Origin of the sequence: Faecalibacterium sp. An58, assembly GCF_002161515.1 — a bacterium.
Classification (GTDB): domain Bacteria; phylum Bacillota; class Clostridia; order Oscillospirales; family Ruminococcaceae; genus Faecalibacterium; species Faecalibacterium avium.
Genome location: NZ_NFHX01000007.1, coordinates 1 through 16,228, shown reverse-complemented (window position 1 = coordinate 16,228; position 16,228 = coordinate 1). Strand labels below are relative to the sequence as shown.

At 63.6% G+C, this 16,228-nt stretch carries 14 protein-coding genes and 1 tRNA gene; 7 read left to right on the top strand and 8 right to left on the bottom strand.

Annotated features, from left to right (window positions below; all coding sequences use genetic code 11):
• The first annotated feature begins 303 nt into the window (after positions 1–303).
• On the top strand, positions 304–1,602 hold the full coding sequence (locus tag B5G12_RS06675; RefSeq protein WP_087324350.1) for a DUF6138 family protein: 1,299 nt from the start codon (positions 304–306) through the stop codon (positions 1,600–1,602).
• A 111-nt stretch (positions 1,603–1,713) separates the two neighbouring features.
• Positions 1,714–2,994, top strand: coding sequence for an ArsB/NhaD family transporter (locus B5G12_RS06670; protein ID WP_343286623.1), 1,281 nt, complete (start codon positions 1,714–1,716; stop codon positions 2,992–2,994).
• Positions 2,995–3,057: 63 nt separating this feature from the next.
• On the opposite strand, the gene B5G12_RS06665 is transcribed toward B5G12_RS06670, so the two are convergent.
• From B5G12_RS06665 to B5G12_RS06640, 6 genes are all read right to left on the bottom strand, one after another.
• Positions 3,058–4,386: a uracil-xanthine permease family protein gene (locus B5G12_RS06665; protein WP_087230256.1), complete on the bottom strand. Its 1,329-nt coding sequence runs from the start codon at positions 4,384–4,386 to the stop codon at positions 3,058–3,060.
• Positions 4,387–4,494: 108 nt separating this feature from the next.
• Positions 4,495–5,610 (bottom strand): NTP transferase domain-containing protein, encoded by a 1,116-nt coding sequence (locus B5G12_RS14940; protein WP_087324348.1) that lies wholly within the window; start codon positions 5,608–5,610, stop codon positions 4,495–4,497.
• Entirely contained in the window at positions 5,537–5,878 is a 342-nt protein-coding gene (locus B5G12_RS06655; protein ID WP_087324347.1) for a winged helix-turn-helix domain-containing protein, read from the bottom strand. Before B5G12_RS06655 ends, B5G12_RS14940 begins: the two co-directional genes overlap by 74 nt.
• A gap of 16 nt (positions 5,879–5,894) precedes the next feature.
• A complete protein-coding gene (locus tag B5G12_RS06650) occupies positions 5,895–6,686 on the bottom strand; it encodes an ABC transporter ATP-binding protein (RefSeq protein WP_087324346.1) in 792 nt (263 codons plus the stop codon).
• Positions 6,683–7,663 carry a FecCD family ABC transporter permease gene (locus tag B5G12_RS06645; protein WP_242955964.1) on the bottom strand — a complete coding sequence of 327 codons (981 nt, stop codon included), beginning with the start codon at positions 7,661–7,663 and terminating at the stop codon, positions 6,683–6,685. The genes B5G12_RS06650 and B5G12_RS06645 overlap by 4 nt, the downstream gene beginning before the upstream one ends.
• A complete protein-coding gene (locus tag B5G12_RS06640) occupies positions 7,638–8,732 on the bottom strand; it encodes an ABC transporter substrate-binding protein (RefSeq protein WP_087324344.1) in 1,095 nt (364 codons plus the stop codon). The genes B5G12_RS06645 and B5G12_RS06640 overlap by 26 nt, the downstream gene beginning before the upstream one ends.
• A 161-nt stretch (positions 8,733–8,893) precedes the next feature.
• Between B5G12_RS06640 and B5G12_RS06635 the strand changes: the two genes are divergently transcribed.
• The 4 genes from B5G12_RS06635 (at position 8,894) to B5G12_RS06620 (ending at position 13,424) form a co-directional block, all read left to right on the top strand.
• On the top strand, positions 8,894–9,688 hold the full coding sequence (locus B5G12_RS06635) for an FAD binding domain-containing protein (RefSeq protein WP_087324403.1): 795 nt from the start codon (positions 8,894–8,896) through the stop codon (positions 9,686–9,688).
• Positions 9,688–10,167, top strand: coding sequence for a (2Fe-2S)-binding protein (locus B5G12_RS06630; protein WP_087324402.1), 480 nt, complete (start codon positions 9,688–9,690; stop codon positions 10,165–10,167). Before B5G12_RS06635 ends, B5G12_RS06630 begins: the two co-directional genes overlap by 1 nt.
• On the top strand, positions 10,157–12,460 hold the full coding sequence (locus B5G12_RS06625) for a xanthine dehydrogenase family protein molybdopterin-binding subunit (RefSeq protein ID WP_242955963.1): 2,304 nt from the start codon (positions 10,157–10,159) through the stop codon (positions 12,458–12,460). The genes B5G12_RS06630 and B5G12_RS06625 overlap by 11 nt, the downstream gene beginning before the upstream one ends.
• A gap of 190 nt (positions 12,461–12,650) precedes the next feature.
• Positions 12,651–13,424, top strand: coding sequence for an AIM24 family protein (locus tag B5G12_RS06620; RefSeq protein ID WP_087324343.1), 774 nt, complete (start codon positions 12,651–12,653; stop codon positions 13,422–13,424).
• 111 nt (positions 13,425–13,535) lie between these two features.
• On the opposite strand, the gene B5G12_RS06615 is transcribed toward B5G12_RS06620, so the two are convergent.
• Positions 13,536–14,024 (bottom strand): hypothetical protein, encoded by a 489-nt coding sequence (locus B5G12_RS06615; protein ID WP_087324342.1) that lies wholly within the window; start codon positions 14,022–14,024, stop codon positions 13,536–13,538.
• Positions 14,025–14,402: 378 nt separating this feature from the next.
• On the opposite strand from B5G12_RS06615, the gene B5G12_RS06610 reads away from it, so the two are divergent.
• Positions 14,403–14,478: transfer RNA gene (locus B5G12_RS06610), tRNA-Ala, on the top strand.
• A 64-nt stretch (positions 14,479–14,542) separates the two neighbouring features.
• Here B5G12_RS06610 and B5G12_RS06605 read toward each other — a convergent pair.
• A complete protein-coding gene (locus B5G12_RS06605) occupies positions 14,543–16,147 on the bottom strand; it encodes a recombinase family protein (RefSeq protein ID WP_087324341.1) in 1,605 nt (534 codons plus the stop codon).
• Between the last annotated feature and the right edge of the window lie 81 nt (positions 16,148–16,228).

Genomic DNA, 16,228 nt, shown 5'->3' with positions numbered 1-16,228 from the left:
CTCCGGGCGCAATGGCGCAGGCCCCTTTTGCCCCTGTCCTTCTTTCCGGCCCACAGATGCCATACAGGCGGGACTTTTTGGACAATTTGTGCTATAATAACTGCAAAGCTGTCCGATCGTCCGCCGCCCTTTTCTGTTTCGTTCCATGAGGCCCGCCATGAAATCCACGTTCGTCCTGTTTTCTCTGTCCGGTCTGCCGGCATGGATGCCGGCGGGCATCCTGCGGTCTTTTTGCGCCCTGCGCCCTTCCCTGCCCTGCCGGCGGGGCGGCGCGGGGCGTTTTGCATAAGGAGGGATCCCACCATGACCCATTCCGACGAGCCCCGTCCCCTGACCCCTGCCAAGAGCCCCTTTTCCCCCGATGTGCAGCGCCAGGCGGATCTGTGCATCCAGGCGGTGCTGGCAGGCGCCGCCCAGGCCGACGCCAGCGCCCTGCCGCCCGCCGTGTACGCCCCCGGCGGCGGCTGCTGCTTCACCCCCGGGCAGCTGCTGGAGCGCTACCTGACCGGGGCGGACCCCCTGGACTTTCCCTGTTCGGAAGCGATGGATCTTTGCAGCGCCCTGCGGCAGCTGACCGCCTGGCGGGAGCTTGCCTTCCCTTTGGACAAATTTGTAGAACAGCAGATCCTGCGGCGGTACGCCCAGCCGGACCAGCCCGTCTCAGAGCCCCTGCTGCGGTTCGGGTGCTATGTGGCGGTGTGCCATATGGTCTATGGTTCGGGCGGGCCTCTGCCCCAGTGCAGCGTCTTTCAGCTGGCGGCAGCGCTCTGCCCCGGCCTTGCGCAGCAGCTGAAGGAGCAGGGCACCGGCCAGCTGCCCTCCGACCTGCAGCGCTGCAAAACGCCCCGGCTGACCGCCTGCGCCAACGACGCCATGGCCTCCATCCGCCTTCTGGTCAAAGAGGACAGCCCGGCCGCCTATGCCGAGGCTTTGGACTATCTGTGCCGTGTGGTGCAGCAGCCCTGCTTCCCCCACAGCTATGCCATCGAGTACCGCGGTCCTGCCAGGGACTACCTGCCCGGCCTGCCCAAAAAGGGCGTCAACCAGCTGTTCGCCTGTGCGGCGCGGTATCCCGCCCTGCACCCGGCCATCCAGACCTATGCCCGGCTGGCGGCCCGGCCCAAAGCCCAGTACACCAACCTCCCCCAGGCTGTGCCCGGCGCCTTTGCGGTGTTTGCCCTGGCTCTGGCCAGTCCCCAATACTGGCCACTGGCCTGTGACCATCTGGCTTTGTGCGGTCCGGCCCAGGCCCATCTGGTGGAAAAGTTCCTCCACACGCTGATCGCCCAGACCGGCTTCGTCCCCGAGGTTTTGCCGGTGCTGGTGCGCGGGGTGCAGGCAGCCGGGCGGCTGCGGCCCGGTCCCACCTTTGCCAAGCTGGCCGCCAGCACCGCCAGCCTGGACGCCCTGCTGGCTCTCAAGGCCGACCTGCCCGCCTATCTCCCCGCCGGGGACCGCCGCTCCACCGCCGCCCGGGCCGCCCTGTGGGAGAGCATCTGCTTTGCCATCTGGGGCCCGCCGGGCTGCAAGGGAGGCATCAAGGTGATACGCGCCGCCCCGCAGGCGCTCAAGCCGCGCTATGCCGTTCTTTTCGGCCCATGAGAACGATAGGGCCGCCGATTTGATTTGACATTTCGGTTCTTTCATTGTACCATGGTAAGTATCCTATACTACCACGCACACCAAACATTGGCCCTCGGGCCGGAAAGCGAGTTGATCTCACCCATGCTATACGCCCTGATCCTCTTTGCCGTCACCTATGTGCTGATGCTCACCTTCAGCAAGTACAGGCCATACATTGCCCTTGGCTCTGCGCTGGTGTTCATCCTCACCGGCATGCTGCCCCTGGACCAGATCCTGGGGGCCATCGACTTCAACGTCCTGATGATGATCGCCGGCACCATGGGGCTGGTGCAGCTGTTCATCGACAGCAAAATGCCCGCCCGTCTGGCGGACATGATCATGGCCAAGGTGCCCAATGTACAGATGGCCGCCGTGGCACTGGCCCTCTTTGCGGGCATCATCTCGGCCTTTGTGGACAACGTGGCCACCGTGCTGATGGTGGCCCCCATCGCCATGGAGATCTGCAAAAAGCTCAAGACCAACCCCGTGCCCTTCATCATCGGCATCGCGGTGTCCTCCAACCTCCAGGGCGCAGCCACTCTGGTGGGCGACACCACCGCCATCATGCTGGGTTCCTATGCCAACATGAGCTTCCTGGACTTCTTCTTTTATAAGGGCCGCCCCGGCATCTTCTGGGCGGTGGAGCTGGGCGCCGTGGCTTCGGCCTGCATCCTGGCGTTCCTGTTCCGCAAAGAAAAGGGCGCCATCCCCAAGAGCGGCAACCTGACCCCGGTCACCGACTATGTCCCCACCGTACTTTTGGTGGGCATGATCGTGCTGCTGATCTCGGCCTCCTTCATCCCGAACAAGCCCGATATCACCAACGGCCTGATCTGCCTGTCCCTGATGGCCATTGGTCTTGTGTACAACTACTTCAAAAAGAAGGACACCGCCGCCGTCACCGGCCCTCTCAAGGCCATCGACTTTGAGACCATCGGCCTGCTGTTCGGCCTGTTCCTGGTCATCGGCGGCATCACCCACATGGGCGTGGTGGACGCAGCCGCCAACCTGCTGGCCCATATGGGCGGGGGCAACGTCTTTGTGATCTACACCGTCATCGTGTGGGCTTCGGTGCTGTTCTCGGCCTTCATCGACAACATCCCCTATGTTGCCACCATGCTGCCGGTGGTCACCAGCCTGGCGGCGGGCCTGGGCATCGACCCCACATTGCTGTATTTCGGCCTGCTGTCCGGCGCTACTCTGGGCGGCAACTGCACCCCCATCGGCGCGTCGGCCAACATCACCGGCATCGGCATCCTGCGCCGCGCCGGGTATGAGGTCAAGACCAGCGACTTCTGCCGCATCGGCATCCCCTTCACTCTGGCCGCCATCATCCCCGCTTACATCTATTTCTGGGTGCTGTTCGCCTGACCCATACGCTGAAAACCAAAAAGCCGGGCCCCTTGCGGGGTCCGGCTTTTGTCTGTTGTTGGATCAGTCTGCGGGGGTATCGTCCTGGGGGATGATCAGGTTCAGCACGAACACGATCAGGAAGGACACCACCAGGCTGCTGCCAAAGATATTGCGCGCCAGCTGGGGCACGAACTGCAGGATATCGGGGGCAGCGTCGATGCCAAGACCAATGGCCAGCGCGATGCCCACGATCATCCGGTTGCGGTAATTCAGAGGCTGCTCATTCAGCAGCTGGATGCCCGACATGGTGATGGCCGCAAACACGGTGACCGTGGCGCCGCCCAGCACCGGCTGGGGGATGGTGGCCATCAGGCCGCTGAACTTGGGGAAAATGCCTGCTGCCAGCATGATGACGCCCACCATGGCGAACACGCGCCGGGCCACCACCTTGGTGGTGCAGATCAGGCCCACATTCTGGCTGTAAGGGTCGGTGGGCAGGCCGCCGATCACCGCGCCGATCATGCCGCAGAGGCCCTGGCCCTTGATGGCGCCGCCCAGCTCCTGGTCGGTGCACTGCCGGCCAAAGCCGCCGATGGCGGTGGAGGACACGTCACCGATGGTCTGCACCGCCTGCACCATATACATCAGGATCATCATGATGATGGCGTCAAAGTGGAACTCCAGCCCAAAGTAGAAAGGCCGGGGCAGAGCGAACCAGGAGGCAGCCTGCAGGTCTGCAAAGCTGACCACGCCTCCCATGGCCAGGGCGGCGCAGTAGCCCACCACGATGCCGATCAGCATACCGGACGCCTTGAGCAGACCCTTGCCAAAGAAGTTGCAGGCCAGGGTGACCACCAGCGTCAGGATGGCCAGCAGCCAGAACTTGGGCGAGCCGAAGGTGCCGTTCGTCTGGGCGGCGCTGCCGCCGCCAATGTAGCTGATGGCTGTCTTGTACAGCGACAGGCCGATGCTCATGACCACCGTGCCGCTGACGATGGGCGGGAAGAACCGGCGGATATGGCCGATGAACATACCCACAAAGATGGACACGAAACCGGCCACCAGCTGGGAGCCAAAGATGGCCGCAATGCCGTACTGCTGGCCGATGATGGTCAGGATGGGCATATAGGCAAAGGCCACGCCCATGACGTTGGGCAGCTTCATGCCGAAGCCGAACACCGGGAACAGCTGCAGCAGAGTGGTGATGCCGCCGATGATCATGGCGGCCTGGGTCAGCATGATCTTCTCCTCCGCCGACAAACCGCAGGTGCCTGCGATCAGCATGGGCGGGGTGATGTTGCCGATCAGCATGGCCAGCACGTGCTGCATGGCCTGGGGGAAGGCGGCGGCCCAGGAGGGCTTGCCGTCAAACTTCATCAGCTCGACGTTCGCCTGAGAGGGATTGCTCATTTGATTTCCTCACTTTCCAAACTTCGCTCAAAAAAGCCAACGCAGGACATTATATCTTAAAATCCGGCATAAAGCAAGGAGAAAATGAGTCGTACTTATGTGTAATACTTATTCCATATACCCAGATTGCATCCGCTGCAGGTCCTCCCGGGTGTCCACGTCGGCCAGCTCGGCGCTGCTGGACGCTTCTACCAGGCCCACCTGTTCCGGGTGGCGGCGCAGCACCCATCCCCCGCCCTGGTCCTGGCTCAGGGCCGCCAGTTCCCCAAAGCTCCAGGCCGGGAACCACACCGGCGCGCCGGGCGTCCCCTGCCAGGCTGTCCGCCAGATCTTGTCCGGCACAGCAGCCCCGCACAGCGCCAGGGCCGCTACCGTCTCCCGCCGCAAAAGGGGCTGGTCTCCGGGGCAGAACAGGCATCCGTCCAGCGTCCCCTCTGCCGTCGCCGCCTCCAGCCCCAGCCGGATGGTATCGCTACGGCCGGGCAGGCTGTGGAGCACCGTCTGTATCCCCTGCTGCCGGCAGAGCGCCGCTGTGTCGGGATTCCGGGTCACCATCACACGCCGGGCAAACAGCCCTTCGGTGGATGCCAGCACATAGGACAGCAGAGGCCTGCCTCCCAGCGGGGCCAGCAGCTTATTGCCCCCGAACCGCCGGCCCAGCCCCGAGGCCATCACCACGCAGCCTGCACGGCCCAGAGGGCGGTCCAGGTCCAGGCAGAATACGTCGGACCGGGCGCACAGCTGCCGCAGAAAGGGCAGGTCCTGTTTGCGCACCGCCGCCAACAGCCGCTTGCTGCCCATCAGGCGCAGGATGGCCTGGCAATAGGCGGGGCTGCCGCATTCCAGATAGCCGATCTCATCGATGGCGGCCCACTGGCCGGGAGCCCGGGCCGCCTGTTCCAGCGCTTCCACCCCCAAAGCGTCAAAGCCGCCGGTGGGCCGCATCCGGTTCTCCGGCCCGGGGAGCGCAGGGTCAAAGCGTCCCGCCTGGACCACAGCACCCTCCGGCTCCTGCCGCAGCCACACCCCGGCGCCGGGCCGGGCCCATGTGGTCACCCCCGGCCAGGGTCCGGCGGACAGCAGGGACTGCAGGGCCCACAGCAGGGTGGTCTTGCCGCTGCCCCGGCCCCCGGTCAGCAGCAGATGCTTTTTACCGCTGCTGCGGAAAGCACGCCAGGTACAGCTGGCGGTTGGCCTCCACGCAGGCGTCCCGATATCGTTCATATTGCCTCAGCCACTCCTTTCCCTGGGCCGTCAGGCTGCTGCCGCCTCCGTCCCTGCCTCCCGCAGTCTGCTCGGTCAGGGCAAAGCCGAGGGCTTTTTCGGCGTGCCGCACCAGTTTGAGGGCCTTGGTATAGGCCATCCCCATCGATTGGGCCGCAGCCCGCAGGCTGCCCGTCTGCTCCACCGCGTGCAGCAGACGGCAGGGGCCTTCGCCAAAGAACTTCTCCCCATCTTCATCCAGAAAGATGACCCGGGTCACTGCCTGCATCCGTCGTACCTCCGTTTCATTCAGGTTCTTTCAGCATCACAAGCTGCTCCCGGCCCGCCCGGTCCCTGCATCGGGCCAGGCTGACCGCTCCATACACCGCCGACAGCTGCTCCTCCATCCGGGGCAGCGGGTCGGTTTTGGGGGCCAATACCCCCTGCACCCCGCCTTCCGCCAGGATCAGCAGCCTGTCGCAGCAGTTGAGGGCAAGGCCCGGGTCGTGCAGGGTCACCAGGGCTGCCCGCCCGCCCTCTGCCGTCCAGCCCCGCAGCAGGGCCAGCATCCGGTAGCGGTAGCGGAAATCCAGGGCGCTTTCGGGCTCGTCCAACAGCAGCAGCTGTCCCTGTGCTGCCAGGGTGCGGGCCAGGATGCACAGCTGCTTCTGGCCTTCGCTCAGATGCAGGTAATTCTCCTGCTCCCGGCCGGCCAACCCCACCTGGGCCAGGGCGGCGGCGGCCCTGGCGCGCATGGCGGGGGTGGGCTGCTCCAGCAAGCCCAGCCACGGATTGAACCCCATCAGCACCACATCCAGCACCGGCAGGTCGATGCCGATGCCGCTGCGCTGGGGGATATAGCTGCACCGCCGGGCCAGCTGCCGGGCCGAAAGGCCCTCCAGACCGGCCCCCTCCAGCGTGCACCGGCCTGTATGGGGCAGGATACCGCACACCGCCTTCAAAAGGGTGGTCTTGCCGCTGCCGTTGGCGCCCAGCACCCCCACCAGCTGCCCGGCCTCCAGCGCAAAGGACACCTCACGCAGCACCGCCCTGTCCCCATAGCCGGCCCCCAGGCCGGACACCGTGAAAAAGCTCATGCCCTCACCCTCCCGCGCAGGATCAGAAAGATCAAAAAGGGCGCGCCCAGCAGGCTGGTGAAGATGCTCACCGGCAGCTCCACCGCCGCCGCACTGCGGGCCAGGATGTCCGCGCCGGTCAGCAGTACGCCGCCCAGCAGGCCGCCCAGCAGCATGGTTCCCAGGCTGCTGCGCCCGGTCAGCATCCGCGCCGCGTGGGGAGCCAGCAGGCCCACAAAACTGATCAGCCCGGTGAGGCTGACCACACAGGCCACCGCCAAGGTGGCTGCCAGCAGGACAGCCAGCCGCAGCCGGCCCACCTGTACCCCCAGCATCCGGGCCTCCCCTTCCTCCGCTGCCAGCAGGAGGATCTGCCGGTGGAGCAGGAACAGCGCCCCCACGCTGACGGCGCACAGGGCCAGGCTGCCGCCCATGGCGTCGGAGGTGACGCCGTTCAGGCTGCCCATGATCCAGTACTCGATGCTGGCCAGCTCCCGCTCGGGGTCTGCGGTCAGCTTGAGGCACATCAGGACGGTCTGGGCCAGGGCGTGCACCGCAATGCCCGCCAGCACGATGGTGCTGTGGCGGCCCGACCGGTCCAGGGCGGACAGGCCCAGGGCCAGGCCCACGGCGGCCAGCGCGCCCCCAAAGGCGGCCAGGGTGACCCCCGCCGCCCCCTGTAAAAAGAGGATGCCCGCCGCCGCACCGGCGCTGGCCCCCGAGGACACCCCGATCACATCGGGGGAGGCCAGAGGGTTGCGGAACACGGTCTGATAGACAAACCCCGCCGCTCCCAGGGCAAAGCCCCCAGCGGCTCCCACCACCGTCCGGCTGAACCGCAGCGACCAGAACACCTGCAGCTGCATGGGTTCCCCCGCCAGCAGGCCGGCCAGGGTCAGGGGGTATTTCCCGGTGAATAAACTGGCAGCAGCCAGGGCTGCCAACAAGGCGGCCCCGGCTGCGCACAGCATCTTAGTTTTCGCTGTAGGTGAAACCATAGAAGCTCTCATAGAAATCGTTGTACACCTGCACGGCCTCGCTCTCGGGGCACCGGTCCGGATGCAGTACCGACGCCAGCCACACCGACCCCAGGATACCGCTGGGCACCGGGCTGTCCCAGGCTTCGGCATCCCCCGGCACCTGGTAGACGTTGCCGTTCTCCACGGCGGCGCAGCCCGCCAGGGCGGGATCGTTCAGCACGTCCTCCACCGTGTAGGCCGCGTCCGAAGCCAGGATGATGTAGGCGGGGTCCCATGCCAGGATCTGCTCATAGCTGACATTGGCCCAGTAGGTGTCGGTGATCTCGGCCGCCGCATTGACGCCGCCGGCCATCCGGATCATGTCCGACTGGTACATGGCGTCCCCTGCGGTGGACAAAAAGTCCGAATTGCCCGCCAGATAGACGCTGGGCGTTTCAACGCCGTCCAGCTTTTCGGCCAGGGCGGCCTCCTGCTGTGCGGCAAAGTCCAGCAGGGCGCCGGCCCGGTCCGCGGTGTTGGTGGCCTGGCCGATCAGGCTGGTCATCTCGTTCAGCAGGTCCTGGTCCTCGGGGTTGACCACCAGGGCCGGGATCCCCATTTCCGCAAGGGTGTCGGCGCTGTCCTGCAGCTTGAGGGGCAGGATCACCAGATCGGGCTCCAGCGCAAGGCACCCTTCCAGGTCGAACTGCTTGGCGGTGCCCACGCTGGGCAGATCCAGCAGTTCGGGAGCGCTGCGGGCGTAAATGGGCCGGCTGTCCGCCTTGGCCTCGATGCCCACCAGCTGGTCCTCCAGACCCAGGGCAATGAGCAGGCTGGTGGAGATGTAATAGCCGCTGACCAGCTTTTCGGGCTCGGCCTCGATGGTCACCTGCCGGCCCGCCTGGTCGGTCAGGGTGACGGGGTAGGCCGTCTGGGCGGCGCTGTCCGCCTGCGGCTGGCTGGCGGCCTCAGAGGAAACCGGAGCCGAAGATACGGCCGTCTGGCTGGAGACGGCGGACGAGCCGGACGCGCTCTGGCCGCCGCAAGCCGCCGCCGACAAGGCCATGGCAGCCGCCAGGGCCAGGGATAGGATCTTGTTCCATTTCATGGTTCTGTTCTCCTCACCGTTATTGTTTTGAAACTACAACGCAATTATAGCAATTTCCCTTCCCAAAAGCAAGGCTTGCTGGTATAATAACAAGGTATGGAAACTTTGGGCCCCGCCTTTTTTCTGCGGGGCAGCGTGAGAATAAGCAGAGGATGCAGACCATGATCAACATACGCAACTATGTCCGGCCCCAGAGCCTGGAGGAGGCCTACCAGCTCAACCAGAAGCGGGGCTCCCGCATCCTGGCCGGGATGCTCTGGACCAAAATGGAGAGCGGCAGCGTAGGCACCGCCATCGACCTGTGCGGCCTGGGTCTGGACGCCATCCAGGAGGATGACAGCCGGTTCACCCTGGGGGCCATGGCCACCCTGCGCCAGCTGGAGCAGCACCCCGGCCTGCAGGCCTACACCCAGGGCGCCCTGGGCCGGGCCGTCCGGGATATCGTGGGGGTGCAGTTCCGCAACATGGCCACGGTGGGGGGCAGCCTGTGGGGCCGGTTCGGCTTTTCGGATGTGCTGACCGTCCTGCTGGCCATGGATACCGACGTGGAACTGTACAAGGGCGGCCTTGTGCCTCTGGAGCAGTTCGCAGCCATGCCCTATGACCGGGACCTGCTGGTGCGGGCTGTGATCCGCAAGACCCCCGGGACTTTTGCCTATCAGGCCATGCGGGTCCAGCGCACCGACCTGCCGGTGCTGACCTGTGCCTTTTCCCATATCGGCGGGGAGTACCGGGCCGTGATCGGGGCCAGGCCGGGCCGGGCCATGGTGCTGCGGGACCAGGAAGGGCTGCTGGCAGGGGGCATCACCCCCGACAGCGCCCGGGCTTTTGCGGAGTGGGCCGCCCGGCACACTCCCACCGGCAGCAATGTCCGGGGCAGCGCCGCCTATCGGACCCATCTTGTAAAGGTACTGGTGCGGCGCGCCGCGCTGGAAGTGGGAGGTATCCAGGAATGATCGAGATCAAACTGACCCTCAACGGGCGGCCGGTGACGGATTTTGTGGACCCCGACTGCCTGCTGATCGACTTTCTGCGGGGGCACGGCTGTCTGAGCGTCAAACGCGGATGCGATACTTCGGGCTGCGGACTGTGCACCGTCCTGCTGGACGGCGTGCCCGTCCTGTCCTGCTCGATGCTGGCCGTCCGGGCCACCGGCCACACGGTACAGACCCTGGAAGGGCTGCAGGAGGAAGCGGCCGACTTTGTGGGCTTCATTGCAGACCAGGGGGCCGATCAGTGCGGCTTCTGCAACCCCGGCTTTGTAATGAACACCATCGCCCTGCTGCGGGAGAATCCCGACCCCACCGATGATGAGATCCGGGCCTTCCTGGCCGGCAACCTGTGCCGCTGCTCCGGTTACGAGGGGCAGCTGCGGGGCATCCGCAGCTATCTGGACAGCCGCAGCGAAAAAGGAGGGTCCAGCCATGCCCAATGAGCATAAGGATTACCGCGCCATCCACAAGCCGGTGCGCAAAAAAGACGCCATGCAGCTGCTGCTGGGCAAGCCGGCCTACACCGACGATGTCACCCCCAGGGACGCCCTGGTGGTCAAGATCCTGCGCAGCCCCCACGCCAACGCCCTCATCGAGGAGATCGACACCTCCATCGCGCAGAAGGTACCGGGGGTGGTCGCAGTGTACACCTGGCAGGACGTGCCCCGGCAGCGCTACACCATTGCCGGCCAGACCTATCCCGAGCCCTCCCCCTATGACCGCCTGATCCTGGACCGGCACGTCCGCTTTGCGGGGGACGCGGTGGCCATCGTCGCCGCCGAGACCGAGAAGGCCGCCCTGCAGGCCATGAAGGCCATCCGGGTCAAGTACCAGGTGCTGGAGGCGGTGCTGGACCTGCGCACCGCCAAGGACAACCCTGTGCTGGTGCACCCCGAGGAGGACTGGCGGGCTTCCTGCCCGGTGGGCGGGGACAACCGCCGCAATCTGGTGGCCAGCGATACCAATACCAGCGGGGACATCGACCAGGTGCTGGCCAGCTGTGACATCGTACTGGACCGCACCTATCACACCAAGGCCTTCAATCAGGCCATGATGGAAACGTTCCGCACCTACACCGAGCTGGACCCCTACGGACGGCTGCACGTGGTGTCCTCCACCCAGATCGTCTTTCATGTGCGGCGGATTCTGTCTCATGCCCTGGGCATCCCCAAAAGCCGCATCCGGGTGGAGAAGCCCCGCATCGGCGGCGGCTTCGGGGCCAAGCAGACAGCCGTGTGCGAGGTGTATCCCGCTTTCGTCACCCTCAAGACCGGGCACCCCGCCAAGCTGATCTACACCCGGGAGGAAGCCCAGACCGCCGGCAGCCCCCGCCATGAGATGCAGATCCGGGTCCGGCTGGGCGCCGACCGGGAGGGCCGCATCCGCGGCATCGACCTGTACACCCTCTCCAACTCGGGAGCTTACGGGGAGCACGGTCCCACCACCGTGGGCCTTTCGGGCCACAAATCCATCCCCCTGTACAGCGGCTGCCTGGAAGCCTACCGCTTCAGCTACGATGTGGTCTACACCAACACCCAGGCCGCCGGGGCTTACCGGGGCTATGGCGCCACCCAGGGCATCTATGCTCTGGAGACCACTGTCAACGAGCTGGCCGAGCGTCTGGGCCTCGATCCCACCCGCATCCGGGACCGCAACATGGTCCGGGAAGGGATGCAGATGCCCGCCTACTACAACGAGATGGCCAACGCCTGCGCCCTGGACCGCTGCATGGAGCACTGCCGCCAGATGTTCCACTGGGCCGAAAAGTACCCCGTGCGGGACATGGGCAACGGCAAAGTCCGGGCAGCCGGCGTGGCCATGGCCATGCAGGGCTCCTGCATCTCCAACGTGGATGTGGGCTCTGCCACCCTCAAACTGAGCGAGGACGGCACCTACAACCTGATCATCGGCGCCGCCGATATGGGCACCGGCTGCGATACCATCCTGGCCCAGATGGTGGCCGAGTGCATGGACTGCGACGTGGACGACGTAGCCGTACACGGGGCGGACACCGATGTGTCTCCCTATGATTCGGGCTCTTACGCCTCCTCCACCACTTACATCACCGGCAAGGCGGTGGAAAAAGCCTGCGACGAGATGAAAGAGCGGCTGTGCGCCATCGCCGCCGACCTTCTCCATTGCAGCGCCGGCGAGGTCCTGTTTGAGGGCCGGCAGGTCCGCCGTGCCTCCACCGGGGAGACGGTCAGCCTGGAGCAGATCGGCTACAAGAGCCAGGTGTTCAACAACCGGGCCGCCGAGGTCACCGCTACCCACTCCTCCCCTGTCTCTCCTCCGCCCTATATGGTGGGTATGGTGGAGATCGAGCTGGACAAAGAGACCGGCCACGTGGAGGTGCTGGACTACATGGCGGTGGTGGACTGCGGCATCCCCATCAACCCCGCCCTGGCCCGCATCCAGGCCGAAGGCGGCATCGTTCAGGGCATCGGCCACACCCTGATGGAGGACATCCAGTATGACCGGTGGGGCAAACCCATCCAGTCCTCCTTCCTGCAGTACCGGCTGCCCACGCGGCTGGACATGGGCCATCTGCGGGTGGAATTTGAGCACAGCTATGAGCCCACCGGTCCCTTTGGGGCCAAGTCCATCGGGGAGATCGTCATCAACACCCCCGCCCCCGCCCTGACCCACGCCATCTACCGGGCCACCGGGGTGTGGCATCGGGAGATCCCCATCACCCCCGAGCAGATCGCTCTGGGGCTGGAGGCACAGCGCTGAGAAGCACATCCGCAAACCGAAGGACCCACCAAAGCCAGGGACGAAAACGTCCCTGGCTTTTTCTTTGCCGGAGCGCCACCGGACCTGTTGTATTTTTCATCGCGCGCCAGGCAGGTATCTTGCCTATCCCGCCAGAGCCTGCTACAATGGAGCCATACCGCCATCCACCTGCCTGCAAGGAGGGCACAGTATGTATCAGATCACAAACTTTACCGACAACGACGACGTCAAGATCATCGACGCTCTGGGGGCCTTCCAGGTCATCGAGTACCAGCGCGACCTGAGCGTCACTCCAAATTCCGCCGTCACCGCCTATTACAGCGCCCAGATGAACGTAAAAAAGCGCCAGCTGGTCTGCTACCTGAACCGGGCCCCTGTGACCATCCAGGCGGGCAGTATGCAGTGGATGCTGGGCGACGTGAACGCCACCACCGGCATCAAAGGCGTGGGCGACTTTTTGGGCAAGGCCGTCCGGGGCAAGACCACCGGCGAGTCCGCCATCAAGCCCGAGTATACCGGCAGCGGCGTGCTGGTGCTGGAGCCTACCTATAAATATCTGATCCTGCTGGACGCCGCAGACTGGGGCGGCGGCGTGGTGCTGGATGACGGGCTGTTCCTGGCCTGTGAGTCCAGCCTGCAGCACAAAGCAGTGATGCGCTCCAATTTCTCGTCGGCAGTGGCCGGCGGCGAGGGCCTGTTCAATTTGAGCCTCAACGGCCGGGGTGTATTCTGCATCGAGTCGGACTGCCCCAAAGAGGAGCTGATCGAGATCGCGCTTCAGGATGACGTGCTCAAGATCGACGGCAACTACGCCATTGCCTGGAGCAAGACCCTGAACTTTTCGGTGGAGCGCTCGGGCAAAAGCCTGATCGGCTCGGCCGCCTCGGGCGAGGGTCTGGTGAACGTCTACCGCGGCACCGGCAAGGTCCTGATGATGCCCACTGCCAAGATGCCCAACATCTGATCAAGACACAAAAAAGCCGGTCCGGGCGCACTGCCCGGGCCGGTTTCTGTGTGTATGGAACCATTTCTGTGCGGCAAAGCGTCCCACAACCGGACTGTGTGCCCGGATGGCTTATTCTTCCTCGCTTTGGGCCGCCGCCTGCAGGGCCTTTTTGTTCTGGGCGCCGCCAACGATGTACAGCACCGGGCCTGCCAGACCACCCAGGAGGTTGGCAATGCCCATCAGATTGTTTACCCCAAAGATCAGCAGACCCAGCACGCCAAACACCAGGAAGGCGATCCCCCAGCCGGTAAAGTAGACGGTACCGCTTTGCAGCTTGCGCAAACCCAAAGCCCCTACGACGATCTTGATCACATTGAATACAGCCATCATGCCCATCACTGCGGCCAGGAGGTTCTTGGCTGCGGCCAGCACCTGGTCCAGCGTCATGCCGGTGGCCTCCAGGTCAGCCATAAATGCAGGGTCCTGGGTCAGGCTGTTCACCGTGGACATCCCCATATCCAAAGTGCTGGCAGTCGCCATAGCCATCAGCATAGCCATGGCAGCCCCCAGGATCATCAGGATGGAACCGATCCGGAGCAGTTGATTTTTCTTTTGCATATCATGTCCTCCTCTGCAAGCCCCTTGCTGCGGGCTTACACTGACATTCTAACACTGTATCTGCGTCCTGTCCAGCAATATGCATAAAAGTTTACATCTATAAGGAAGTATCCTAGACAACACCGCCAGCCATTCCCATTTTCCGCCATTTGGGCAAAAAAGTGCTTGACATTCTCCCCGCCCTTTGCTATAATAACTGACGTCGCCGGTCAAACACCACCGCGGCGGCCCACAAAGCGGAACATCTGGGGGTATAGCTCAGCTGGGAGCCCGGTTCAAACGGTTACATACCCCTCGGGTTCTTCACTTTCCAAATTGTTGCTCAGGTGAGCAACACACTTTACAATCGAATAAGAAATACCCAGAGCACCCTAACATGGGGGTATAGCTCAGCTGGGAGAGCGCTTGAATGGCATTCAAGAGGTCAGCGGTTCGATCCCGCTTATCTCCACCAGAATCAGGTGCTCCGGGTATTCTTAGATATACGACCCGCCTTATTGTAAGGCGGGTCTTTTTGTTTATGCCGCGACCGCTTCAAAATCCAGACCCCGACAGAACTGCTCGAAGTCGATGGTGAACTCGATATGCAGCTTGTAGCCGCGGTAAACGTCCACTCTGCTGATGAGTGAGCTGACGATCATTTTTTTCGCCTCGATGCTGGCGGTGTCGTACAGCTCCGACCACGAAATGATCTCGTCGTATTGAGCGTTCAGGCTGGCCAGCACGGTTTTTCCTTCGTCGTAGGCTGCCTGCGCCGCCTCCATGCTCTCCTGCAGTTCCCGGCACCTGGTTTCAGCTTCTGTTACCATCGCGCCCAGCAGGTCTTTGGGAAAAGCGCTCTCCCCTCGCAGGGCCTTGATCACCTCTACCTTCAGCATATCCCGTTCGGAAACCGCTTTGGTATACTCGGCCCGGACGCTCTGGAGCAGGCATTTCCGTTCCTCCATCTTTTCCTGATAGCGGAGATTGACGATCTCGCTCTTGGGGATGGCCTTCATCCGCTCGAAAATGCGGCGCACCAGCTTGTCGATGATGCCGTCCAGGATGTGGGCGGTATAACCTGTCTGGCCGTTGCAGTCGGTCTGTTTGCGGGTTTTGCCATAGCAGATGTACCGCACCCGCTTGACCACCCGGTGCGGCTCCTCCTTGCAGGGGTACGACTTCCCGTTGGTGGTCAGGGCGAGCCTCGCGCCGCAGTGGCCGCAGTACACATTCCCGGACAAAAGGGACTTGCCCCTCGTATTCATGGGAACGTGGCGTTCCTGCGCGGCGCTATTGGCGCGGGCGGTACGGATACGCTGGGCGGTCTCGAACAGCTCCGGCTCAATAATTTGCAAATGGGGCAGTTCCTGAGAGCGGCTTTCGCCGCACCGCAGGATGCCCGTATAGGTCAGGTTACAGACGATGCCGCGGATGGTGGCGTGGTGCCACATCTTCCCTGTTCTGGCCCGGTAGCCCTGCCGGTTCAGGTAAGTAGCGATCCGCTGTGCGCCGTAGCCCTCGTGGACGTACTTCTCAAAGATGGTCCGAACTACGGCGGCTTCCGCTTCATTGACAACCAGTTTGTAGAGCTCATGCTTGCGCTTGTTGAAGCGCCCGCTTTTGACCAGATCATAGCCATACGGGGCAAGCCCGCCCTTGAAGCCGCCTGCCTCAACGAGCTGCCCCAAGGCGGTCTTGGTACGGATGGAAGTCTTTTCGCTCTCTCCGTCGGCCTGCCAGAAACGGATGTAATTGGTGAGCTTGTCGGTGTGGCTGTCAAAACGCTGCTGGCCTTCCTGGGTGCTCCATACCTCGATCCCCTGCTTGACGAACCATTCCACCACAAAGGGCGTTTCATCTGCAATGCGCCCGATGCGGTCGAACATGAACACCAGCAGGATGTCGAACTTTTTCTGCCTGGCCAGATTCTTGATGATTTGCAGCTTGTCACGATTCTCTGCTCGGACTTTGTGGCCGGAAACACCTTCCTCCTGTTCCTCATGGACAATGGTCCAGCCCATTTTGTCACAGAAGGCGCGGCAGGCTTTCCGCTGCATGGGGATGTCGGCCTGGTTTTTGTCGTTGTGGTCCACCTGTTTGTCGGTGGAAACGCGATACAATGTGCAAACTCGGTTTTTCATATCCGTTCATCCTTTCCAGAATCCAGCAGGTAGAGAAAGCACAATTCTCAACGCTGTCTATTCAAATCTCAAGGTGCGCGG